This is a genomic window from Nostoc sp. C052, from assembly GCF_013393905.1.
GTDB lineage: Bacteria > Cyanobacteriota > Cyanobacteriia > Cyanobacteriales > Nostocaceae > Nostoc.
Genome location: NZ_CP040273.1, coordinates 483,183 through 506,073 on the forward strand (window position 1 = coordinate 483,183; position 22,891 = coordinate 506,073).

Genomic DNA, 22,891 nt, shown 5'->3' on the forward strand with positions numbered 1-22,891 from the left:
TATTGATAAGCCCTTATATTAATCTGTACTTCATAGAGCATGACAGATGGGTGCTTGAGATTAAGTATTGCTCCAAGTTTCAAATGTATAAAATAAGTTAATAGTGTTTGAGTTCCTTACAAAAATTAATATATGTAACAGGATCTCACTATAGCTAGAGTATTTTTTCTTAATTGTGTATATCCTTGAACCTTGGAGAGAGTGATTAGCACAAAAAAAAGCTCTAGGATGGAAGATGTTAGTAAAAGTTTGAGTTCTTGATTTTAGGATCAAGTTTTTGTCCTATGGTCAAGCGATCGCTCCAAGCATCACTCAGTGGTATTCAAGAGGCTAAAAGAGCGTTTGCCCGTAAGGGTTGGACACAAGAGAATCTAGCAGCAGAAGTCAACCTCAAGACTAGACAACCAATTTGGCGGTTTTTCAGTGGTCGTCCAGTTGAGCGTCATACCTTTATTGAAATTTGTTTGATTTTAGAACTGAATTGGCGGGAGATTGCGATTAATCCTCCAGCAGAATTTTTGTCACGAGAAGAATACGCCCAGCCGACTGTACTGGATATTGATAAACTAGTGCCATTCGTGCGATCGCAACGCTTCGACAAAATTCAAGACCAGTGTGGTATTTTGCAGTTATTGGATATCAGCCGTCCCGTTGCGATCGATGACATATATATAGATGTGAATATTTTGGAGTCAATTGCCAGCCTTCAGTGGTTAGAAATCACCGATCTGCAAAACCTTGATGCCAAAGAATTTGACCGTATTGGCTTAGGTGAAGTTGACGAGAAACAAATACCTGGTACACAGGCAGTTGAAACATACTCCAAGCTCAGGGTGCTAGGCAAACCAGGAGTAGGTAAAACCACCTTTTTGCAACATCTTGCCATTCAATGCAACCAAAGCGCATTTGCGGCAAATCAAGTGCCAATCTTGATCACACTGAGAAACTTTGCCCAAGAGTCTAAGATTACCAACGAGTTCAGCCTATTAAACTACATCCGCCAGGAATTTATCACATCTGGAATTTCCGATCCCTCAGTCATTGAAACCTTGCTGAATGAAGGTAGGATATTACTGTTGCTTGATGGTATGGATGAAGTTCTTAACCAACAAAGCAATCCTGTCTTAAACGAGATTCGCAGATTTTCGGAGAAGTATCACAAAAATCGGTTCGTGGCGACTTGTCGAACAGCAGCTCAAAAACTCAGACTCCGAGGCTTTACCGATGTTGAAATTGCCCCATTTACATTAGAACAAATCCGAGCCTTCGCTCAAAAATGGTTTGTGGCCTTTACCAAGACCAACATTAAAGATGGTCTTGCCCACTCCGTTAAGTTTATTCAGAAGTTGGAATTAGATGAAAATTGGCAATTTCGCCAACTCGTCGTCACACCGCTATTTCTGCATCTTGCCTGTTGGGTGTTTCATGGTAAAGAAAAATTTCCGACTAAGCGGACTGACTTTTATAAAGAAGGTTTAGATATTCTATTAGGCAAATGGGATGAAGCCAGAGGCGTTGAACGGGATGGCGTTTACCGAGGCTTTTTATTACCACAAAAGCTCAAGTTATTGAGTCAAATTGCCGCAGCGACATTTGAGCAGGGTCAGTACTTTTTTGAGCAACGCATCGTTGAGCAATACATTGGTGACTATATTCAGAATCTCAGTAACGTGCCAATAGATGCAGAAGAACTGCAAATAGAAAGCGAAGCAGCGCTAAAGTCAATCGAGGCTCAACATGGACTACTGGCAGAACGGGCGCGGGGAATTTTTTCCTTTTCCTATCTTGCATTTCAAGAATACTTCACAGCAAGGAAAATCGTTGCCAGCCATAACTTAGAGGCATTTGGGCAAGCGCTATCCGGTCTAGTCAGTCATATCAGCGATCCCCACTGGCGCGAAATCTTCTTGTTAACCGCCATCATGCTCAGGAGTGCAGACTCTCTAGTACAGTTGATGAAGCAACAGATTGATACACTGGTTGCCCAAGACCCTTATTTACAAGAGTTTTTGACCTGGGCTAGCCAAAAATCTCGCAGTATTCCCATCCAATCCAAAGATGCGACAGTGAGAGCATTTTACCTGGCCTTGAGTCGGACTCCGCACATAGCTTCGCACTTTGCCCTAGCCAGCAGCCTCGACCAGGGGATGTTTCTGGATGCGGCATTAAATGACCTGCTACTGGAGTGTGCAATTGATGGGAGCCAGGACTTTGCCCACATCCACGCCTGCGGAGAAGCTATGAGCAACATTCTGGGTATTGTTCTGGATGTTGGACTCCATAAATCCTTGCAACAACTCTCTGATCAATTGCCAAATTCTGGTCAAAGTCAACAACGGTTTGAGCTATGGTCGCAAACGAACTATCCAGCTTGGGCCCAACAGGTAAACAAGACAGTGATTAATTATCGCAATATTAACCACCAGTGGCAGTTTAGCTCTGAGCAAGAGCAAGTGTTGCAACGCTACTATGATGCTAATCAGTTACTACTCGATTGCCTGCATAGCAATTGTGAGGTGACAGCTGCTATTAGGCAGGAAATTGAAGCCACCTTATTGTTGCCGATAAAGGAACTTGAGGATAGGGAATGGCAATAATTCTTTTGGTTAATTCCTGAAAGAGGTTTGGATTGCAAAAATCATCAAGAATTAAGTTTTGTATCGTAGTTAATCAACTAATTCAGAAAATCAAACAGCACCAAATCATAGTATAGGGGCTAGGCTAATACGAAAATTCCGAACATTTATGTCTTCAAACGAAAAAGAAATTTCAGCGATCACTTTTACTGGCAATCCTGAAGGCTCTTGCGTCTGTATATCCAAAAGCCTTTGGTGAAACAGTTAGTAACAGAAACAGCAAAACTGCTTAAACATTCTGGTAAAAGATCATGAAAACGGCAAGAAATAACCCACTAGATATACGCCACATTAGTCTTAAAGTAACAGAGTTAATTAAGCAATACGCTGTTATAAATAACTGTACGCAGGGTGAAATGCTAGAGCGTATTGTTTTGGAGTGGAACACCCAACAAAGCGAGAGCGAACGACCATCAGGAGACGAAGATGAATAGCTTTTTTGTACAAGCCCTTTGCGTAATTCGTAATACTCGCTAGAGGCGAGAAGCAAGCTACGCCCCACTACGCTAACGTAATTACCATTGCGTGAGGGTTTTAGACATTTTAAATGGATGGTTTATTTCCGCCGACCTGTACTACATATACTATGCTTTTCTATCAACTGAGAGATTAAAATTTTACGTAGCTGTAAAACACTCGTTTGACATTCTCAGCCGCAGTCACGTAGAACAACACGATCGCTCCCAGAACCAGCACAAACCTCAACGGCAATGCTTGAAATCCCAGTAGGGTTGCCAACGGTGTCCAGGGAATGATTATTGTCACTCCAATAGTCGCCAGTGTTGCCGCCAACAAGTATTTTCCCGGCTTACTGTTGAGAGTCAAGTTAAAATTGAATTTCAGCTTGAGTTTGTTTAGCCGCACATTTAATACTTACAGATTTTTTCCAATATAACCTCTGCCTTTTGAACGTTTTAGTAGAAGTTATACAATTCATACACTATTTAAAGCTTTTTAAAACATAATTACTCTTATAAAAAATTTGCATTTGCTTCTTTTCACAAGACTTTAGACGCTAAATATTGCTTTCAAATTTTTGAAGTTTTCTATAGCGATCGCTTGATTACTCTGAATACCTAAAAGTAAAAGTGAGATTTTTTTTAAATCAATCAAATAACCCTAGAAATCAAACATACCTTTGTCATACTGAAATAGTAATCCATTACATAAAGCTATTATTACTAATAAAAATAGAGCGAATATTGATGAAGAATTGTGAATTGTGAATTCACAATCAAACATAATTAAATTCTGTTAGCGCACCGAGGGGTAGCTCATCTGACTCCTAACAACTGAATTATTTCTGATAATTTTCTAAAATCTTCAAATCCTATAGACAGTTTTTATACACCCCAATCACTTGTTGCATTCTGAAATGAGAGGTATTACCTATGACCATTGCCCTAAAACCGAAGGAACTAAAGCCTAAAGAACTAAAACCGAATGGACTAAGTAAGCTAAGAGCAAATAAATGGCTACTTGGTTTACTGATATTGATTTCCATGATTGGCGTTGGCTATCTCGCTTATTACCAACTGGTATTAGTGCCTCAACAGCAAGCAAAGCTGAAGATTCAAACGGCTTTAGTTAAGCGAGGAAATCTCACGATCGCGGTTTCTGCAAATGGAACTGTTGAACCCGAACGTTCAGTTAATGTAAGCCCCAAAACATCAGGGATTTTGAAGCAACTGCTAGTTAAAGAAGGCGATTCTGTCCAACTTGGGCAGGTGCTTGCTTACATGGATGCCTCGAATCTTCAGGGACAATTACGGCAAGCTCAAGGAAATCTCGCTGCGGCTGAGGCAAATGTGCAAAAATTACTCAATGGGAATCGAACTCAAGATATCGCCACAGCAAAGGCACAACTGGCTGAACAAGACGCAAATCTCCAAAAATTGCTCAATGGGAATCGACTCCAAGAAGTTGCCCAAGCCCAAGCCCAGTTAAGAGATGCTCAATATGCTCTGCGTCAAGCTAACGATGATCTCAAAAGAAATCAAGAACTCTATAACTCAGGTGCGATCGCTCTCCAAAGTCTGAATACCTTCCGTACTAGCCGCGATCGCGCCCAGACTCAAGTCAAGCAAACACAAGCAGCTGCTTCATTGATGCGATCGGGAACTCGGCCAGAAGAGATTACTCAAGCCGAGGCACTCCTCAAACAGAAACAGGAGGCTCTATCGCTCTCCCAAGCCGGATCACGACCGGAGGACATTCAGCAAGCCCGCGCCCAAGTAGCGGCGGCTGAGGGAGCAGTGCAAATTATCCAGACAGATATCAATGATATGGTGATCCGCGCCCCCTTTAGTGGGATTGTCGCCCGGAAATTTGCCGATCCTGGCTCATTTGTCACGCCTACCACCGCAGGTAGTTCGGTTTCTTCTGCTTCATCGTCTTCCATCTTGGCTCTCGCATCCACGAATCAGATTGTTGCCCAGGTTGCAGAAGCGAACATTGCCCAAATCCGTATGGGTCTAGTTGCGACAATTCAGGCAGATGCCTATCCGGGGAAAACTTTTACTGGACAGGTAACGCAAATTGCCACTCAGTCGGATGTTGTGCAAAATGTGACTAGTTTTGAAGTGAAGACATCAGTGCCAGATCCCCAACATCTGCTGCGATCGGGGATGAATGTAACTGTGGACTTTAAAGCTGGAGAGTTGAAAAATGTGCTGGTGGTGCCTACTGGGGCGATCGTTCAACAAAATAATTCTCAGGGCGTATTTGTGGCCAAGGACAAAGGCGATTCAGTCTTTGTGCCGATTGTAGTTGGGACAACGGTGAATGACAAAACCGAGGTAAAGTCTGGCTTAACCGGAAACGAACACGTCTTACTCAGCTTTCCACCTGGAACCCGTAAGGTTTCTACAGCTAATGGCAGACGTTCATAATTCGTAATTCGTAATTACGAATGATTTAAGAGGATGTTTGAAAAGTCCTCTTCTCGGTAGCAAAATGTTCTAGATCCCCCTAAATCCCCCTTAAGAAGGGGGACTTTGACTCTAGTTCCCCCCTTTTTAAGGGGGGTTAGGGGGGATCTAAAAGTGCCTAAAGCCACAGCGAAATACTTTTCAAACATCTTCTAAGAGCCATAATGAAAAAACTTACTAATTTACAAACAACGAATCGTCCGCGCCGTCCACGAAAGGGCAAAATCTCTTTCGGTGAAGTTCTGATCATGTCAGTCGAAACGCTTTTGGGCAACAAACTGCGGACAGGTTTGACTATGTTGGGCGTGATTATTGGTATCTCCTCAGTAATTACGATTACCGCCGTGGGACAGGGTGTGCAGAAGTCAACGGAGTTACAAATCCAAGCACTGGGAACAAACGTGATGGTAGTCACGGCGGGGGCAGCCAGAACAGGCGGCATCAGTTTAGGAGCGGGTTCAGCCAGTACACTGACTTGGGAAGATGCTAAGGCGATCGCTAAACAAGTCCCAGCCGCTAAATCGGTTTCGGCATTCTTACAACGCAGTTCAATTCAGATCGTCAGAGGTAATAACAACATCGCCACCACCCTTGTAGGAACGGATTTGAACTACCCAACTATAAAAAACATTCATCCCCAAACGGGACTCTTTTTTAGTCAAGGGGATTTGGATGCTGGCCGCCCTGTGGCATTTCTCGGTTCCACAGTGCTAGATGAATTATTTAACACAAATGAATCCGTGATTGGGGCTGATTTACGGATTCGGGGTAAGCGCTACACCGTGGTAGGGGTGGCGGAATCGAAGGGAACGTCGGGCGGACAGGATCTTGACGATGTGATTTATATCCCCTTAACCAATATGTCTGCCCAAATTGTCGGCAATAACGCCTTAACGGGTGTCGCAATTAATGGATTTTGGTTAGAAGCCCTTGATGGCGATCAACTGAACTCGGCTCAATTTCAGGTGACGAATATTCTACGTTTACGGCATGGCATTCATCCGTCAGCCGTCGATGATTTTCGGATTACCAATCTAGTTGATATTATCAGCACTTTCAGCAGCGTCATGGGTTCATTTACCTTGATGATAGGTGCGATCGCAGGTATTTCTCTGATTGTCGGCGGCATTGGAATTGCCAACATCATGCTAGTTTCGGTGATGGAACGAACGCGAGAAATCGGCATTCGCAAAGCTGTGGGTGCAACCGGCACAGATATTTTAAGGCAGTTTTTGACTGAAGCGATCGTTATCTCCACAGTTGGCGGTGTAATTGGCGTGGGATTGGGCATTGGGTTCGCATTTGCTGCCGCAACTGTGTTCAAATTTCCGTTTATTGTACCGTTATGGTCGATTGGGGCAGGTTTTAGCCTTTCCTTTCTTGTTGGCATTCTGGCAGGCGGCATCCCAGCGCGTAATGCTGCCAAATTAGATCCGATTTCAGCACTACACAATGAGTAATCACTATGGCAAACATGATTTTAATGGAGGGCATCACGAAAACCTATCACTTGGGAGAATTGGATGTCCCCGTTCTGAAGGAAATTGATTTATCGATTGAAGATGGGGAATATGTGGCGATTATGGGGGCTTCGGGTTCAGGGAAATCAACACTGATGAACATCATCGGCTGTCTGGATCGTCCGACGAGTGGACAATATATCTTAGACGGTAGAGATTTGACAACCCTGGATGATGATGAACTTGCAGATATCCGCAATCAATATATTGGTTTCGTGTTTCAACAATTCAATTTGTTGCCTCGGTTGACGGCACTAGAAAATGTCATGCTGCCGATGATTTATGCAGATGTGCCGCGATCGCAACGACTGGAATCTGCGATCGCCGCCTTAGAAAAGATTGGATTAGGCGATCGCTTAACAAATCGCCCTAGCCAACTTTCGGGAGGACAGCAACAGCGAGTAGCGATCGCTCGCGCACTGGTGAATCATCCTGCCTTAGTGTTGGCGGATGAACCAACGGGGGCTTTAGATTCCAAAACTTCTCACGAGATTATGAATTTGCTGACGGAATTAAATCAACAGGGAACTACGATCGTGATTGTCACCCATGATGCAACGGTAGCAGCTCAGACAAAGCGGGTGATTCAGATGCAGGATGGGGTGATTGTTGAGAGAGCGATTGCGGCTTTGGGTTAAAGCTTGGGACATTGAGGCGACAGCGAGTAGACTTTGGTTTTGACTAACTGTTACACACGAAACATTTGTAACAGTTGTCAAAGAGCAGAAATTGTTTGCCACTCTTGGATCGCCGTGAATGGGATTTGTAACTTGATCCCTGAACCAGTTACCATCGGCAAAGTTAACTCAAGAGGAATTTCAGCACGCAACTGCGGTATGACAGGCTGAATGTCATATTCTCCAACATTTGCTAGGGCTGGTGTCTCCTGAGAAATTTCGCTAGAAACATCCTTGGCGATCAGAGTTTGTCTCAGAGATGTTGTCAGCGTGAGAGGTTGAGTATGATCTAATTCTACTGCACCAGGAAATCCCACTAGTCGCAGGGAGATAATAGCACTACCATCAGGATGGATGCGCTTGAAGGCGATCGCCTGCCAGGATCTTCCAGTCTGATCTCGCAGATTTTGCCGAGATTGGTAGAGCATTTGCCCTGGAGATTCTTCGATTTGCGCTACAGCAGCAAAAGCGGGTAATGGACTCCAGACAAGCAGTGAAACGCAGATTAAAGCAGCCAGCAGGCGGCGAATTTTAGAACCGTTGAAGCAGATAGATTTCATGACAAAAGTCCTCACCAAGTTAAAATTCGGGAACGGAGTAATTATTTTTGTGCATTACCTGGACGCGATCGCCTCTTTTGCGTTTTTCCAGCCGACAAAGCTAGGTGGAAAACCCTGCACATTCTCATAGCCCAACAGGTGTAATGTCATCACTCCCATTGCCGCTCGATAACCGGAGGAGCAATACAACACCACGGGGCGAGTGCGTGGAATTTGATTCAGATTGTGCGACAGGGTTCTTAGGGGAATGTTAATTGCGTTAGGTATATGTCCAGACCGATACTCAGAGGCTTCTCGCACATCTACTAACATGGGTTGAGACTTCTTTAACAGGCTTTTCAACTCTTCGACACTGGCGATCGTGTAATAGCCTACTGGAATCGACGTGAGAAAGCGATCGACTCCCGATTCCAGATTGTGGGGTTCAAGCAGGGTTTGCATCCTTTCTTGAGATATCGATTCAGCTTCCGTGAGACTTGCTGCTATAGTCGGGTCTTGCTCAACACCAAGCAATAGGCAAAAACACATAGCAAATCCCAGCAATATGGTCTGAATTAGTTTCTTAGATATCATATAATTTCGCAATTGTAAGGGAACAAGTCAATTAATTATGGCGTTCCTTTATTTAGCAGGACTTACGCATAGGTAACGGAAAATCGTAGACGCGGAGCGGCTTCCCGCAGGGTACCACAGAGGACACAGAGGGCACTTAGAAATAAGAGTTTGAGAGGTTTCTTGCGTAAGTCCTATTTAGGAAAGCTAAAGAGCGATCGCGCTCTAGTTCTAAAAAGCTCTTTTAACATTGCCTCGTCGCTGATTACGAAGTAATAGCTTGCGAAGTTCTTCTACACCAATCAAAATGGGTGGACAAGCTAACAAAATCAACCAATGCCAATTGGCTAGTGAAGCCGTTCCAAATACTTGTCTGAAGGGTGGGAAGTCGATGAATGCGAATAGAGCAACACATTCAACACTTATTCCTAACCAGAGCAAACTATTATTTGACCACGACTGACGGAATACAGAACTCCAATCAGACCGACAGGCAAATAAGTTACCCACTTGACAAGCCACAATCGCTGCCAGAGTCATAGTTGTTGCTTGGCGATAGATTGCCGTCACCGTAGGATCGGCTGTATGGGACAGAATCGCGGGTGTGACTTGTTGCAAATTTGCCAAGGAATAGCCGTAGCTCCACCAGACAATCATAAAGCCCAACATTGATAGAACTGCTTCGATCGCACCGAGAAAGAGATAGGCGCGTAATAATAAGGGAATATTGAGCAGAAACTCTTGTTTGGGACGGGGTGGACGATCCATAATCCCAGCTTCGGGAGATTCTGCACCGAGAGCTAGGGCAGGAACCATGTCTGTGCCTAAATCTACGGCAAGAATCTGCAAAATCGTCAGCGCGGGTGGAATCTTAAAAGCAACCATGCCTAAAAATGGCACGACTTCTGGCACATTCGACGCGAGGATGTAGGTCATGAACTTACGGATATTTTGATAAATTGCCCGTCCTTGCTCGATCGCTACCACAATCGTGGCAAAGTTATCATCGGTCAGCACAATGTCTGCCGCTTCTCGTGCCACATCCGTACCGTTCTGCCCCATCGCAATGCCGATATTTGCCGCTCGTAAGGCGGGGGCATCATTCACACCATCACCTGTAACTGCCACAATTTCGCCGATATCTTTATAAGCTTGCACCAATCGTAATTTATGTTCAGGCGACATCCGCGCAAACACTAAACCGAAGCGATATTTCACCACTTGTTGCAATTGGGCATCGGAGAGATGTCCCATACTTTCACCCGTAACCACTCGCACCTGTTCGTTAACTAAACCAATTTGGCGAGCGATCGCTTCAGCAGTCAGTCCATAATCACCCGTTACCATCGTTACTTTGATTCCAGCTTGATGACATTGGGCGATCGCTTTCGATACTTCGGGACGCGGCGGATCAAACATTGCTACCAGACCGATGAAGATCAGGTCTTGCTCTAAATCCTCTGCTTTGAGATCAAGCAATTCCTGCCCACCTTTACGCGCCGCCAGACCTAACACCCGAAATCCTTGCCGTGCTAAATCATCATTTGCTTTGACAACTTCATCCCAATAGTCATGAGTCAACTCCTGCGCCTCACCATCGCGCAAAATCAAATGGCAATGTTTCAGCACTTCTAATGGTGCGCCTTTAGTGAAAGCAAGATGAGGAGACTCATTTGCCCATAACTCTGAAGATTGCCAATTCAACACCACAGTCATCATCAGGCGGCGAGAGTCAAAGGGAATTTCCCGTAGGCGTGGGTACTGCTTTTGGAGATTTTCTAAATTTAGTTCCGCTTTGGCCGCCGCTACTAATAGAGCCGCCTCTGTCGGATCGCCAATTTCTTGCCAACGACTAGGCGCATTGAGATGCACCAGACGGGCATTAGAACAAAGTGCTGACCCGATTAGCAAAATCTTGGCTTTCCAAGCAATTTTGGAGTCCGAGGGAATGTTAACCTTACCATTAGTGGGATCGTAGCCTGCACCTGTGATTTCAATCAGCGCCTTAGTTGATATATCAGGATTAGTACTCGCAGTATTTGATGGCGGTTGAGGAGGGAGCCAGAGATAACGTACCGTCATTTCATTTTTGGTCAATGTGCCAGTTTTATCCGTGCAAATCACTGTAGTAGCGCTGAGGGTTTCCACTGCCGAGAGCCGCCTTACAAGGGCATTGCGCCGCGCCATACGTTTCACACCGAGTGCTAATGCCAGCGTTACTGTTGGCAGTAAACCTTCAGGGACATTGGCAACAATAATCCCGATCGCAAAAATAAAGCTCTCGGTGGCATCCATGCCAATTAGCAAATAACTAAGTAAAAATACTATCAAACCCATACCAATGGCGATCGCTGTGATAATTCGCACGATGCGGGCAACTTGAATTTCTAAAGTACTTGGTTCCCGTTTCACCACCGTGGTTAAATGCGCCACCTGACCAAATTCGGTCTGTGCGCCCGTCGCATACACCACCGCCACTCCTCTTCCTGCTGCTACAGTCGAACCTGCTAAAACGAGGTTGGAAATTTCTGATGGATTTACTTTTTCTTGCAAGGGCTGTTCCCCTTGGCGCAGAATGGTTTTGCCACCACGCACCGGAACCGCCTCACGCAGACTTACAGGGGAAGGACTTCGTGCTACAGGCAGAGATTCGCCTGTCATCACCGATACATCAAGATATAAACTTTCTGCCGAAATCAAACGGGCATCCGCAGAAATGCGATCGCCTTCTTCCAATTGCATGACATCGCCGCGTACCAGTTCTCTAGCAGGAATCTCCTTGAGTTCACCATCACGATAGACTTTTACCTGTGTCGGCAAGACTTTTTTTAAAGCAGATAGAGCTTTTTCGGCTTGAAACTCTTGCGAAAAGCTAAAGATGGCATTAATCCAAATCACCGCCCAGACTGCCCAGCCCAGTTCAGGGGTGCGCGAAATAAATGCCAAAATTCCTGCAACCCACAGCAGCAAAGCCATAAAGTGTGTCAATTGATCAGCAAACCTTAGCCACAATGGACGATGGGCGGGTTCAGGCAATTCATTTGCACCAAATTTCTCTAATCTCTCTCTAGCTTCATCCTGCGATAATCCATTGGCAGCAGTGCTTAGAGATTCATAGACCTCTTCAAATGATAATGCCCATAATGGTTGGTGTAATGATGGCATCCTCATCTGCTCCTGTTTTGTGAAGGAAGGTGGATTTCTCTGCGAGACGCTGTTCGCGTTCGTTTGTGTAGTAACGAATTCTATGACTCTGTTGGCGAATTGCGTAGGCGCAGCCCACCGTAGGTATCACTATCCTCAAAGCCTTGAGATGTCGTAGCATCTCACCCCAGAAATTGCGGTTTACATGAATTCGCCAACAGTCTCATTCTATTCGCCGAAAACTTACGCCTGATGTGAATTAGAAACGCCTCTTATCCCATAAGGGTTTCTAGATTCGCTCGAAATCATTGTTTTGGGACTACCTACGAAATTACAAGGGTTTCAAGACTTAATTCACATTAAACGTAACTTTTAAAACTTTTTTACCTTTATCGTTGCTTCAATCACTAACTAAATGGGATTCGATTGGCGGCTCCAATGGTAACGCCAACCAAAGCCAAAGGTACAGTAACCAAACAAGTCCAGGGATGATAACTGCTAAAGCAACTGTGACAATCCGCACTCCTTGAACTGGCAGTTTCCAGCGCTGTGCGTTGGCGAAGCCGGCCGAAGGCATCGCTGCACACACTCCTGAAATTACTTTGTGGCGACGACTACGGTAAAAAACAGCAGTTGGTTTGTCTGAAATATTTACTTTTGTGCGCGATGGATTAAGTTTTACAATTAAAGAAATAATCAATCCTATAGAACCTAAAATAGCCGATGGGATGGTAAAAATCGCCAACCAATGGGCAAAAACCATCCCTGTAACTAGTTCTCCAAGCCAGGAAGGGTTAGGACAACGAAAGATGATAGTTTCTGACTGACAACCAAAGCGTTCAGCCAAACCCATTCCTCCCCAAGCTAGTAGGAGGGGTAAAATCCCGTAGAAGATTATTATGCCAAGCAAAATTAAGTGTCCACGCATCGTAAAAGATCGCCGAATTGCAATCGAAGAAAGCGCTGGGCCAACAAACAACAGTATCAAAATCAAAGGATAGTAAATCATTTATAGATTTCCTTCGATAGGTTTTCTTGATTTAGATTGAACAACTCGTTGGGGTCGATTGAGAAACTTTAACTGTTCAAACCAAAGCAGAGCGATCGCCCCACCCCCCAAACAAATTGCCAAGTCGATTGGGTGTAAGAAGGAGAAGCTAAACAATTGACGCAAGAACGGGACATACAAAACGATCGCTAGAAAAGCCAGTCCCCCACCAATCACCCACCAAAGGGCATTATTGGGAGATTTCAAGATTTTTAGGCTGAGGCGAGATGAAGAACTTTCGCTCAAAATTAATCCTAAATTTGCCAAAATTAACGTCGTAAACGTTAACGCACGGGCATCAAATTCCCCTTGTCTGCGATATAACGCAACCACAAAGATGACGAGAACAATTACCAAAATTCCCACCCCTTGCAGTACTGCCAAACCCAAAGTTTTCCTGCCAAATAATGGTTCTTTGGGGTTGCGGGGAGGACGCTGCATCACCGTTGCTTCTGCGGGTTCGGCTTCTAAAACGATGGAGCAAGCTGGATCAATAATTAAATGTAGAAAGGCAACGTGAACGGGAAGTAATACTAACGGCAGCTTAAATAACACTGGAATCAAAGACATCCCAGCGATCGGAATGTGAATCGCTAGCAGATATGCCATTGCTTTACGGAGATTATCAAAAATTCGCCGTCCCAGTTTCACTGCTTGCACAATGGACGAAAAATCATCATCCAATAACACTAACGCCGCCGACTCACGAGCAACATCTGTGCCTCGCTGTCCCATCGCAATCCCGATTTGGGCAGATTTGAGAGCCGGGGCATCATTCACACCATCCCCTGTCATGGCAACGACTTCACCCTTGGCTTTCAAAGCATTAACCAAGCGCAATTTTTGTTCGGGAACGGCTCGTGCAAAGATATTTGTACTTTGAATACGTTGTTCGAGTTCAGCCTCACTCATGAGATCCAATTCTGCTCCCGTCAGAATAGCTCCCATTTGCATCAATCCAATCTGACGGGCAATAGTTTGAGCCGTTCCGGGATAATCACCCGTAATCATAACTACTCGAATACCTGCGGTATAACATTCTTGAATTGCCGCCGCAACATTTGGACGCACTGGATCGGACAGTCCAACTAATCCGAGAAATTGAAAAGGAAAGTCATGTTGCTCGTCGGGTAAATGATTTGGATTGAGGGACGGATGAGGCGGCAAAAATAGCGGTGGCGCATCAACAAGAGAGGCTTTGGCAACGCCTAACACACGCAATCCTTGATTTGCCATTTCACTGATTTGGGTTGCCATAATTCTCTGCTGTTGGGGCGTGAAATGACAGAGATCCGCGATCGCTTCCGGCGCTCCTTTGGCTGCAATTTCATACTGCTTGCCATCGGCTGATTGCCAAACGTGAGACATTGCCAATAGATGTGGTGAGAGCGGGTATTCTCGCAACAGTATCCAATCGTTGTGCAGATGTTCGGTATGTGCCAGATAGCGATCGCCCAATTCTTTAAACGCTTTCTCCATTGGATCAAAAGGATCTCTCTGACTCGCCAAAATGCAGAACTCGACTAATTCATGAACCGTTTCGGGGAGAGACTCTCGTAAATGCAATTCCAAATTATATGGGTGAGGATTTTCTGCATGGTTGTATGCAAATAGCTGTTGTACTGCCATCTGATTTAGCGTCAGCGTCCCGGTTTTATCCACACACAGAACCGTTGCCGAACCCAAGGTTTCCACGGCGGAAGCGCGACGAGCTAAAACGTGTTTCTGAGAAATGCGCCATGCTCCCAATGCTAAGAAAATCGTCACGACAACCGGAAATTCATTCGGCAAAATTGCCATCGCTAGGGTGATACCTGCGAGAAATCCTTTGAGCCAATCTCCTCGCGTGATTCCATAAATAACAACGATCGCCACACACAATAATAAAGCGATGCCAAACAGACGGCTCACCAACCGAGTCATTTCTTGTTGTAGGGGGGTCGGTTCCGGCTTCACTTTTTGCAAGGCGTTGCCAATCTTGCCCATCTCTGTTTGAGCGCCCACCGCTTGGACTTGAGCAATTCCCTGTCCCTGAACTACCAAGGTTCCAGAATATACAAAGGGCAACTCATCTCCCCCTGGACGTGCCATTTCCACGGTACCGGCGGCAGCAATTTTGCGAACAGGTAGTGATTCCCCGGTTAATAATGACTCATCGGTTGAAAAATTTGTGCAAGATAGTACCATTGCATCGGCAGGAACGCGATCGCCTTCTGCCAACACTAAGACATCTCCCCGAACGACTTCTCGCCCTGCAATTCGTTTTCGCTCTCCATCCCGAATCACCAAGGCGCGAGGACTGGAAAGGTCGCGCAAGGCTTCTAGGGCGTGTTCAGTCTTCCCTTCCTGGTAAAGGCTAATCCCGGTAATGAAGAAGACGAAACCCAGCAAAATCAGGGCTTCTTGTAGATCGCCTAAAATCCAATAGATGATACCACCACCGACTAGCAAGAGGAAGATCGGATCTTGAACGGTTTCCCAAGCGAACGATAAAATACTCCGCGATCGCGAGGAGGGGAGTTCATTGTAGCCATCCTGTTTGAGCCGAGCGATCGCCTCTTGCTCAGATAAGCCATCCACGGTATTGAGATCGACGGTGGAAACCATAATCCCGCTTTTTCCTATGAAACATAAAAACAGAGCTATTCAACTTGATATTAAAGACCAAACTTGAAGAACTCGTGAGGTAGTATAAACGTTTATCCTGATTCACTTCCAAACTCGCTTCTTCACCGATGTTAGATGGAGTAGATATGTGAAAGTTGAAATAATTGATAATTAACAATTCATAATTTAAACACGCTTACGAACTTGCTACCGTTGCGCTATCAATGGTAAGTCCTAAACTATCCATTATCCTGTTGACCAATGAATTAAAAATTCATTGGGTGCTGCTATAGAGTCTCTTTAATTATGAATTAATAATTATAAATTAATAATTATTTGGACATTAGACCAGATGCTGCAAGCGACTCAGACGCTTTGAGTAACTTTTCATCACTTCTACGGCAAACATGGGTGTTTCCTGAACAGCAAAGAGAAACTCTTCCTCATTAAGGAAAACCAATTTGGTATCTACCTTGGCGATCGCTGTATAAGTTCTATTTTTAACTCCTACAAGTACCCCGACATCAAAAACTTCACCCGTCTCAATGGTTTCTACAATCTTGCCATTGACTAATATATCTATCTCTCCTTCGAGAATCCCATACATTTCATCCCCAGGCTGTCCTTCTTCAAAGATGACTTGGCCTGCTGAAAATACTTTAGGGCCGGATTGTTTTTGAAAGATACTGACTGTTAACACAGGACTTAGCATTAGAGCAACCCCAAATTATTTGTTTTTAAACGAAACCTTTATATAACGTCAGTTCGGGTTAAGGACTCAAATTTGATTACTTGGACAAAAGAATAAGGCTTTCACCCTAGCCAAACTAACTACATAATCAAGGTTTCAGCTTATCCCAAACTCAGGTTTATATAGCTTCAGGCGAATCCAGAAAAGTACACTACTTTTTGTCGATTAACTCTCGAATTTCGCAAATTTTCTGATTAGCTACCTAACATATCATTAAATCAGAAAGCATCAAGTTTTCTTGTATCTTGCTAGGTAAATAAGTTCAATTTTATCTACCACTTTGGAATGTTTTATGAGGATTTGTATAAGTTATACATCAACTAAAACATTTACTCAAACATAATATTTGACGGCAAAACTTTATACTTATTCTTGTCAAAATAAGGGAATATCAATATCTAGAAAAGCAAGTGTCCCGTTTGGGCGGCTATAAAAGGACAGTTAGTTCACTTACCCAAAATTTGTAAACATTTTCAACAATTCACCTCAGTACCAAGATTGAGAAGCATTCTAGTAGTTCGCCAACCCAAAATTGCTGGGTGGAGGTCGGCAGAGGAGCAAGGGAGCAGGGGAGCAGAGGAGAGATTTGTACAAGTTCTTTCCCCCTTGCTCCTCCGCACCTCTGCCTCTCTGCTTGCCACCACGCAAAGTTACCTTGGCAGACTACTAGTGACACGCTAGCCAGATTTTCCCTAAAGTCACATACAATTTTGGGTGTTAGTTCCACACTGCTTCTAGGCGATCGCGATCAAGATGGTAAATAATCCTCAGTTTGACAACCTACCGCCAATCAAGTTGATCCACATACAGGATCAAGCACCATCAACCCTACAGGGAGAATCTAGAAGCAGGGCAGGAAAAATAGCTGCACCCACAGACATACGGTGGATAAAAGTACTGGAGTTTTTACGCAGCAACAATCTCGCACCCAACAGCCGCAAACTCTACGAACGCGAACTCAAAAGGTTTTTGGCTTGGAGTGAACTACATTATCATGAACTGCGTCCACGTCACCTTGCGCTATATAAAGAATATCTCCGTGATGAAATACTTACTGATGCTGGTAAACCGCTTTCTAAAAGCAGCATCAATGCAGGAGTCGCAGCACTCAAAAGCTTTTTCAAATGGATATGTTACACGTATCCTGAAATTATTGCTACTAATCCGACACTGGGGATTAAACTGGAAAAAGTACCACTGCCACCAGCCCAGAGTTTAACCCCAGAAGAGATGGAACGGGTTTGGTCAGCGTTGGAATTATTGGGAGAAACAAAGCAACGGGATACAGCACTCGTTCACATTCTCAGTCATGGGCTGCGTGCTGGGGAAGTTGTACAGCTAAATGTTGGGTCATTTGATGGCAAGCTGCTATTTTTACCAGACACCAAAACCAATGAACCACGCTTAGTTCCACTGCGAAAAGAGAGTCGGGAAGTTTTAGCAGAGTATTTGAGATCGCGCGAACAGCAAGGAGAGGTGTTAAACAACCTTAGTCCCCTGATGATTTCACACCATGCTTCGTACAAAGGTGAACGCTTAAGTTATCACGGCATTTACTTCGCTGTAGAAAAAATTGGTGAAATAGCTCACATTGAGGATTTACATCCTCATTCCTTTCGACATACTTACGCTACTGACTTATTGCTATTAGGAGTTGACCCCAGCCATGCACGAAAATTAACAGGGCATCAAAGCGAGAAAGCGTTTCGGCGCTATACCCTTCGCAGCGAACAAGAAGCTGCGATCGCAGCTTACTATCGCGCGATTGGAGAGGAAGTGGAATAGACTATGCCAAAGCCACTCGATCCCAAATGCCAATTATGTGCCAAGTTACCAACAGCTAAAGCTAAAGTTTTACACGGGACAAATGGGGATGGATGCTGGAATCCAAAAGTCTGCCACAATCGCCGCTCATTCTATCGCCACCGCTCCCAGAATAATTCAGCAGAAATTGATTCAGTAACAGTCGAACCACCAGCAACATATTTTGCAGTGCTGTATTTATATAAAGAATCAGGGGATAAACCATTGCACGCCTTGGGCGCAGAACTCTGGCTGGGGCAACAGCCTATTTGTCGCTTAGAACCAATTCATTGCTTTGGGTTAACGGCTGGCAAGATCCGCGCCTATACAGATCAGGTGTTGCAGGCTTTTGCCAGACAATATAGTGTTTCACTATATCAATATAAGGATATGTTTGAAATTACCTCAAGCTACTGCCCAGTGCGACCCTGCCCGTTACATCCAGAATCCTAGAGATGACCACATACCGCCAATTAACAATTTGGGATGTATTAGATGAGTTGTCTGAATCTCCAGCGACATCCTCACTTGTACCGATGTGGGAATGTTTAGATGCGGAGCTAGAAAATTTACCCTTGGAGGCACAGTTATCAACCGCAGCGCTTGCCTTCAGCCAAATTGCGGATATTCTCAAGTCTCGTGCCGAAGTGCTGTTGCAAGATACCCGCGATCGCAATAGTCTTTTGGGGCCAATTGTTAGCACCGATCTCTTTGCTGGGTTAGTGCGAACAACAATGCACCTAGATTTAGATGATTTGATTGAACCGCAGACACCACAAACCTTTAAACCACACGGCCCACACCAATTTTCATCTCCTAACCAGGAGGGTGATTCTGTAGCAGCACCTGTTGAAAAAGCAAATGTTTTGGCAATGCTTGATGAGGTGACAACTTTAGAAGATGTCCGTAATTTGGCATCAGACGAGGATGTGGAAAAATGGCAGAGCGCGATTGCTAATTACCTGATCAATGTCAAAGATGAGATTTCTTTAGTTAAACTGCAACGTGCGTTGGAAATGCCGATGGTAGAAGTATGGTTGGGATTATTGCTGGGTGGGTTTACACTAGAACAGCGTGGTGATTTTTATAACAGTCGGAATATTTGGGTGAAAAGCTCTCCAACTACCACCAATAACAATTCATTCGCCATCTAGGAGAGTCCTGCGATATCTGCCACTGAAAGCATAATGTGGTTCTTGGCAACTTTTGGGGAGGATGAGGAAGAAATCTGGCTCCCCACACTCCCCACACTCAAAAGCCAGTTAAATCACGGGTTTGCGCTTAACAAGCGTGCCATTCTAGCTACAGGAATATAGGTTTTGCTCATTCTGCGTCCACTTCTTTGATCTTCAAGAAGGCTCTAGCCTTAGCCATTCTGACAATATGCTCTAAATATTGATACCCCTGCCATTGCTGCTCTTCTGTTGCGGTTAAACCTACCGTCCGATTTTTTTCTACCAGAGTGTTAATTTGAGCTTGCAGGGATTCAGAGGGACGCAGGGCAATAATGGCTTCAGCAGTGGGTAGGCTTGCCAGAAATTCTACGACTTCAGCCATACCTGAAAATCCTGACTGAGCAATCGCATTCAGTTCTCGTAACCCCAACTCTAGGATTTGAGGCAGTTTGTCTGCAAAGGGTTGAAGCTGATTGACAACTTCATCAGGTAAGTCAAATGTAACTTGCATAGACGTTTGCTTTTACTACAAGGATACACTTTCTGGATTTTAGCTGACAGAATATTCCACAATTAAATCAATAATTAAATCAATCGGATACCGCGTACCTTGGGTCGGCGTAGCCATCGCAACGCAGATTATCAGAGTTGGCTGTATTAAAGCAGTATTTTTAAGTATAAAACACTATACGCACTGTACTGCTATTGCACATATCTATCTTTAGGAATAGAAAAATTTCATTCTGATTTCATTTTCTGATGAAACTCTATGAATAGGGTGAACGGTAAGACATTTCAGACATTTATATACCTTCATTGATGACAAGTGATTGCTAAAAATATGTTAGCCAGAGGTAAAATTCTCTGGTTGAGGCTTTCCCGTCAGTTGGTTCAACCGAGGCGCTTGGCTTTCGTGGAAGCTTGCCTGATTGGTCTAGTTTCTGGGTTAGCGGCAGTTCTGTTAGGACAGGCAGTGGATTGGGCTGGTGCATTGCGAGTACGTGTTTCTTACCATTGGCCTGCCTACTTAGTGTTACCGGGTATTGGACTGATAGGAGGAATCTTAGCTGGTTGGCTAGTAGAACGCTTTGCACCTGAAGCATCAGGTAGTGGGATGTCTGAAGTGAAGGCGGTATTAGCTCGTGTGCCGATGCCGTTAAATCTGCGAATTGCTTTGGTGAAGTTGATCAGTGCGACATTAGTGTTGGGTTCAGGAATGCCTTTGGGACGGGAAGGGCCAACTGTCCAAATTGGGGCAGCTTTGGCAAATCAACTTAGTAACTGGGTACCGACTTCACCAGAGCATCGTCGCCAACTCATCGCCGCCGGAGCCGGGGCAGGATTAGCTGCGGCTTTTAATGCACCGATCGCAGGTGTGCTTTTTGTAGTGGAAGAATTACTCCAAGATGTGTCAGGTATCACCCTTGGTACTGCGATTTTGGCTTCTTTCATCGCTTCAGTCATCTCTCGGCTTTATGGTAGCCACAACCTGGATCTAAATCATCTAAATTTAGGTCTTCCCGATACAACTTTCTTCGCTCAAGAAATCCCTTTCTACTTGATTTTAGGAGTACTGGCGGGACTTCTAGGTATTCTATTTAATAAAGGTATCCTTGAGAGTCTAGCAATTAACCGCCGCCTGCTACATGTGAGTTTACCCTGGCGAATTGGAATTGCTGGGTTAGTCAGTGGTTTGGCGATCGCTTTTTTACCTGCTGCCTTTCGGGATCATGCTGGGTTGAGAGAAATTTTGCTTGCGGGTAATGCTAACTGGTCATTTGCAGCGATCGCTCTTTTAGTTCAGTTTACCCTAATTGTTTTTACCTACGGCTCTGGAGCGCCAGGGGGTTTACTAGTTCCCACCTTAGTCTTGGGAGCTGCCCTTGGTTACTTAGTGGGTGCTGTCGAACACAGTTTACTGGGAATGAGTGCTGCAACAGTCTATGCTCATGTCGGCATGGCTGCCTTTTTTAGCGCTGTCTCCAAAGTACCAATTACAGCAGTTGTCATTGTATTTGAGATGACTACAGATTTTAATCTGGTGCTACCGCTAATGATTGCCTCTGTGGTTGCCTATTTAGTAGCAGAAAAAATTGACCATCGATCGCTCTACGATCTTCTACTCGAGTGGAAAGGGATTCACATCACCAAGGAGCCTAGCACAGAGGGACTTCTAGCGCAACTCAGTGCCGTAGATGTGATGCAACGGCGTGTGGAAACTCTCTCTAGCCAAATGAGTACTGATGAAGCAGTACAGGCATTTTCTCACTCTCACCATCGCAACTTCCCAGTTTTAGAGAATGGTAAAGTTGTTGGCATTGTCACTCAGAAAGATTTAGTTAATATTGCATCGCAACAGTTAAGTGGAGATACAACTATTAGCGAGATTATGACACCAGAGCCAGTGACAGTAACTCCCACAGCTACACTGGCTCATGTACTGCATATACTTAATCGTTATCATCTCAGCTGCTTACCTGTTACAGAAGGTCGCAAGCTCATAGGAATTATTACTCGTAGTGATATTATCCGTGTAGAAGCAGAGCAACTCAGTGGTAATAGCGAACAAATAGAACGTAAATCAGCACCTTCTTATGTGGTTTACCAAACTCGCGCTCCAGCTACAGGTAAAGGAAGATTGTTAGTACCGCTTTCACATCCTCAGACAGCCGAGACTTTACTAGAAATGGCAGTTGCGATCGCCAAAGATCGCAATTACGAAATAGAATGCCTACAAGTGATTATCGTTCCGTCTGGCCGCATCCCATCGGAAACACCAGTACAAATCAGTAAAAGTCTTCAACTTTTGCAACGGGCAATACTTTTAGGAGAGAATTCGCGGATTCCCGTTCATACCCAGATCCGAGTTGCCCATAATGTTGCTGGGGCAATTTTGGAGACTGTCAAAGAACGACACATTGACTTGGTGCTGATGGGATGGAAAGGCAGTACATCAACTCCTGGTAGAGTTTTTAGCCGAGTGGTGGATACGATAATTCGACAGGCAGGTTGTGATGTTATCTTGGCTAAATTAGATGATAAAAGATCCTTTGACCGTTGGTTGTTGCCAATGGCAGGTGGCCCTAACTCCAGCCAAGCAATTAAGTTATTACCTGCTCTGGCTTCTCTAAGTACATCGCCCCAAATCAAGCTATGTCAGGTTTTCCAGCCTACTAACTCGATTCCTGACACAACATTATTAGATAAATCTGTTCACTTTCTGCAACGCCGAGTTAGCGGTAAAGTGATGGCTACTCCAGTTCGTGCCAATTCTGTTTCTGATGCTGTCCTCAAGTGTGCTGAACTTGATAACAGTGATGTGATTGTTCTGGGAGCTAGCCGTGAAAGTTTACTACAACAAGCGATTCAAGGAAATATTGCCGAGAATATTTCTCGAAAGAGTAATTGTACAGTTATCATGGTCAAAACTTAATTACATAGGCGCAACCCTACCCGTAGAGCCAAATGGCACTAAGAAAAGCCCAAAG

At 44.6% G+C, this 22,891-nt stretch carries 18 protein-coding genes; 9 read left to right on the forward strand and 9 right to left on the reverse strand.

The window, feature by feature from the left end:
- Positions 1-284: 284 nt before the first annotated feature.
- A complete protein-coding gene (locus FD723_RS34455; RefSeq protein WP_179069718.1) occupies positions 285-2,597 on the forward strand; it encodes an NACHT domain-containing NTPase in 2,313 nt (770 codons plus the stop codon).
- A 290-nt stretch (positions 2,598-2,887) separates the two neighbouring features.
- Positions 2,888-3,070 (forward strand): hypothetical protein, encoded by a 183-nt coding sequence (locus FD723_RS34460; RefSeq protein ID WP_179069719.1) that lies wholly within the window; start codon positions 2,888-2,890, stop codon positions 3,068-3,070.
- 175 nt (positions 3,071-3,245) lie between these two features.
- On the opposite strand, the gene FD723_RS34465 is transcribed toward FD723_RS34460, so the two are convergent.
- Positions 3,246-3,500: a hypothetical protein gene (locus FD723_RS34465; protein WP_179069720.1), complete on the reverse strand. Its 255-nt coding sequence runs from the start codon at positions 3,498-3,500 to the stop codon at positions 3,246-3,248.
- A gap of 527 nt (positions 3,501-4,027) precedes the next feature.
- Between FD723_RS34465 and FD723_RS34470 the strand changes: the two genes are divergently transcribed.
- The 3 genes from FD723_RS34470 to FD723_RS34480 all read left to right on the forward strand — a co-directional run bounded on the left by FD723_RS34470 (position 4,028) and on the right by FD723_RS34480 (position 7,724).
- Positions 4,028-5,527 carry an efflux RND transporter periplasmic adaptor subunit gene (locus FD723_RS34470; RefSeq protein ID WP_179069721.1) on the forward strand — a complete coding sequence of 500 codons (1,500 nt, stop codon included), beginning with the start codon at positions 4,028-4,030 and terminating at the stop codon, positions 5,525-5,527.
- Positions 5,528-5,730: 203 nt separating this feature from the next.
- Positions 5,731-7,026 (forward strand): ABC transporter permease, encoded by a 1,296-nt coding sequence (locus tag FD723_RS34475; protein ID WP_179069722.1) that lies wholly within the window; start codon positions 5,731-5,733, stop codon positions 7,024-7,026.
- A 5-nt stretch (positions 7,027-7,031) separates the two neighbouring features.
- Positions 7,032-7,724 (forward strand): ABC transporter ATP-binding protein, encoded by a 693-nt coding sequence (locus FD723_RS34480; RefSeq protein ID WP_306297031.1) that lies wholly within the window; start codon positions 7,032-7,034, stop codon positions 7,722-7,724.
- A 77-nt stretch (positions 7,725-7,801) separates the two neighbouring features.
- Here the strand turns inward: FD723_RS34480 and FD723_RS34485 are convergent, their stop codons facing one another.
- The 7 genes from FD723_RS34485 to FD723_RS34515 all read right to left on the reverse strand — a co-directional run bounded on the left by FD723_RS34485 (position 7,802) and on the right by FD723_RS34515 (position 16,386).
- Positions 7,802-8,323 carry a DUF3122 domain-containing protein gene (locus tag FD723_RS34485; protein WP_179069723.1) on the reverse strand — a complete coding sequence of 174 codons (522 nt, stop codon included), beginning with the start codon at positions 8,321-8,323 and terminating at the stop codon, positions 7,802-7,804.
- Positions 8,324-8,377: 54 nt separating this feature from the next.
- Positions 8,378-8,896: a rhodanese-like domain-containing protein gene (locus FD723_RS34490; protein WP_179069724.1), complete on the reverse strand. Its 519-nt coding sequence runs from the start codon at positions 8,894-8,896 to the stop codon at positions 8,378-8,380.
- Positions 8,897-9,106: 210 nt separating this feature from the next.
- Positions 9,107-12,040 (reverse strand): cation-transporting P-type ATPase, encoded by a 2,934-nt coding sequence (locus FD723_RS34495; RefSeq protein WP_179069725.1) that lies wholly within the window; start codon positions 12,038-12,040, stop codon positions 9,107-9,109.
- Positions 12,000-12,200, reverse strand: coding sequence for a hypothetical protein (locus FD723_RS34500; RefSeq protein ID WP_179069726.1), 201 nt, complete (start codon positions 12,198-12,200; stop codon positions 12,000-12,002). Before FD723_RS34500 ends, FD723_RS34495 begins: the two co-directional genes overlap by 41 nt.
- Before the next feature lie 219 nt (positions 12,201-12,419).
- On the reverse strand, positions 12,420-13,028 hold the full coding sequence (locus FD723_RS34505) for a PspC domain-containing protein (protein ID WP_179069727.1): 609 nt from the start codon (positions 13,026-13,028) through the stop codon (positions 12,420-12,422).
- A complete protein-coding gene (locus tag FD723_RS34510; protein WP_179069728.1) occupies positions 13,029-15,674 on the reverse strand; it encodes a cation-translocating P-type ATPase in 2,646 nt (881 codons plus the stop codon). It lies immediately after the preceding gene.
- 343 nt (positions 15,675-16,017) lie between these two features.
- Positions 16,018-16,386 carry a Crp/Fnr family transcriptional regulator gene (locus FD723_RS34515; RefSeq protein WP_179069729.1) on the reverse strand — a complete coding sequence of 123 codons (369 nt, stop codon included), beginning with the start codon at positions 16,384-16,386 and terminating at the stop codon, positions 16,018-16,020.
- 792 nt (positions 16,387-17,178) lie between these two features.
- Here FD723_RS34515 and FD723_RS34520 point away from each other — a divergent pair.
- From FD723_RS34520 to FD723_RS34530, 3 genes are read left to right on the forward strand one after another with little or no spacing between them, the layout of a single operon-like run.
- Positions 17,179-18,210, forward strand: a complete 1,032-nt coding sequence (locus FD723_RS34520) for a site-specific integrase (protein ID WP_179069730.1) — start codon at positions 17,179-17,181, stop codon at positions 18,208-18,210.
- A 3-nt stretch (positions 18,211-18,213) separates the two neighbouring features.
- Positions 18,214-18,681, forward strand: a complete 468-nt coding sequence (locus FD723_RS34525) for a hypothetical protein (protein ID WP_179069731.1) — start codon at positions 18,214-18,216, stop codon at positions 18,679-18,681.
- Positions 18,682-18,683: 2 nt separating this feature from the next.
- Positions 18,684-19,382 carry a hypothetical protein gene (locus tag FD723_RS34530; RefSeq protein WP_179069732.1) on the forward strand — a complete coding sequence of 233 codons (699 nt, stop codon included), beginning with the start codon at positions 18,684-18,686 and terminating at the stop codon, positions 19,380-19,382.
- 169 nt (positions 19,383-19,551) lie between these two features.
- Here FD723_RS34530 and FD723_RS34535 read toward each other — a convergent pair whose 3' ends face one another.
- A complete protein-coding gene (locus tag FD723_RS34535; RefSeq protein ID WP_179069733.1) occupies positions 19,552-19,914 on the reverse strand; it encodes a hypothetical protein in 363 nt (120 codons plus the stop codon).
- 330 nt (positions 19,915-20,244) lie between these two features.
- On the opposite strand from FD723_RS34535, the gene FD723_RS34540 reads away from it, so the two are divergent.
- Positions 20,245-22,836: a chloride channel protein gene (locus tag FD723_RS34540; protein ID WP_179069794.1), complete on the forward strand. Its 2,592-nt coding sequence runs from the start codon at positions 20,245-20,247 to the stop codon at positions 22,834-22,836.
- The last annotated feature ends 55 nt before the right edge of the window (positions 22,837-22,891 follow it).

Excerpts from the sequence above, each read along its gene's own strand:
- FD723_RS34495 (WP_179069725.1), bottom strand. The coding sequence starts at position 12,040 with ATGCCATCATTACACCAACCATTATGGGCATTATCATTTGAAGAGGTC.
- FD723_RS34490 (WP_179069724.1), bottom strand. The coding sequence starts at position 8,896 with ATGATATCTAAGAAACTAATTCAGACCATATTGCTGGGATTTGCTATG.
- FD723_RS34540 (WP_179069794.1), top strand. The coding sequence starts at position 20,245 with ATGTTAGCCAGAGGTAAAATTCTCTGGTTGAGGCTTTCCCGTCAGTTG.
- FD723_RS34530 (WP_179069732.1), top strand. The coding sequence starts at position 18,684 with ATGACCACATACCGCCAATTAACAATTTGGGATGTATTAGATGAGTTG.
- FD723_RS34475 (WP_179069722.1), top strand. The coding sequence starts at position 5,731 with ATGAAAAAACTTACTAATTTACAAACAACGAATCGTCCGCGCCGTCCA.
- FD723_RS34510 (WP_179069728.1), bottom strand. The coding sequence starts at position 15,674 with ATGGTTTCCACCGTCGATCTCAATACCGTGGATGGCTTATCTGAGCAA.
- FD723_RS34460 (WP_179069719.1), top strand. The coding sequence starts at position 2,888 with ATGAAAACGGCAAGAAATAACCCACTAGATATACGCCACATTAGTCTT.
- FD723_RS34515 (WP_179069729.1), bottom strand. The coding sequence starts at position 16,386 with ATGCTAAGTCCTGTGTTAACAGTCAGTATCTTTCAAAAACAATCCGGC.
- FD723_RS34505 (WP_179069727.1), bottom strand. The coding sequence starts at position 13,028 with ATGATTTACTATCCTTTGATTTTGATACTGTTGTTTGTTGGCCCAGCG.
- FD723_RS34455 (WP_179069718.1), top strand. The coding sequence starts at position 285 with ATGGTCAAGCGATCGCTCCAAGCATCACTCAGTGGTATTCAAGAGGCT.
- FD723_RS34535 (WP_179069733.1), bottom strand. The coding sequence starts at position 19,914 with ATGCAAGTTACATTTGACTTACCTGATGAAGTTGTCAATCAGCTTCAA.
- FD723_RS34500 (WP_179069726.1), bottom strand. The coding sequence starts at position 12,200 with ATGCTACGACATCTCAAGGCTTTGAGGATAGTGATACCTACGGTGGGC.
- FD723_RS34480 (WP_306297031.1), top strand. The coding sequence starts at position 7,032 with ATGGCAAACATGATTTTAATGGAGGGCATCACGAAAACCTATCACTTG.
- FD723_RS34520 (WP_179069730.1), top strand. The coding sequence starts at position 17,179 with ATGGTAAATAATCCTCAGTTTGACAACCTACCGCCAATCAAGTTGATC.
- FD723_RS34525 (WP_179069731.1), top strand. The coding sequence starts at position 18,214 with ATGCCAAAGCCACTCGATCCCAAATGCCAATTATGTGCCAAGTTACCA.
- FD723_RS34485 (WP_179069723.1), bottom strand. The coding sequence starts at position 8,323 with ATGAAATCTATCTGCTTCAACGGTTCTAAAATTCGCCGCCTGCTGGCT.
- FD723_RS34470 (WP_179069721.1), top strand. The coding sequence starts at position 4,028 with ATGACCATTGCCCTAAAACCGAAGGAACTAAAGCCTAAAGAACTAAAA.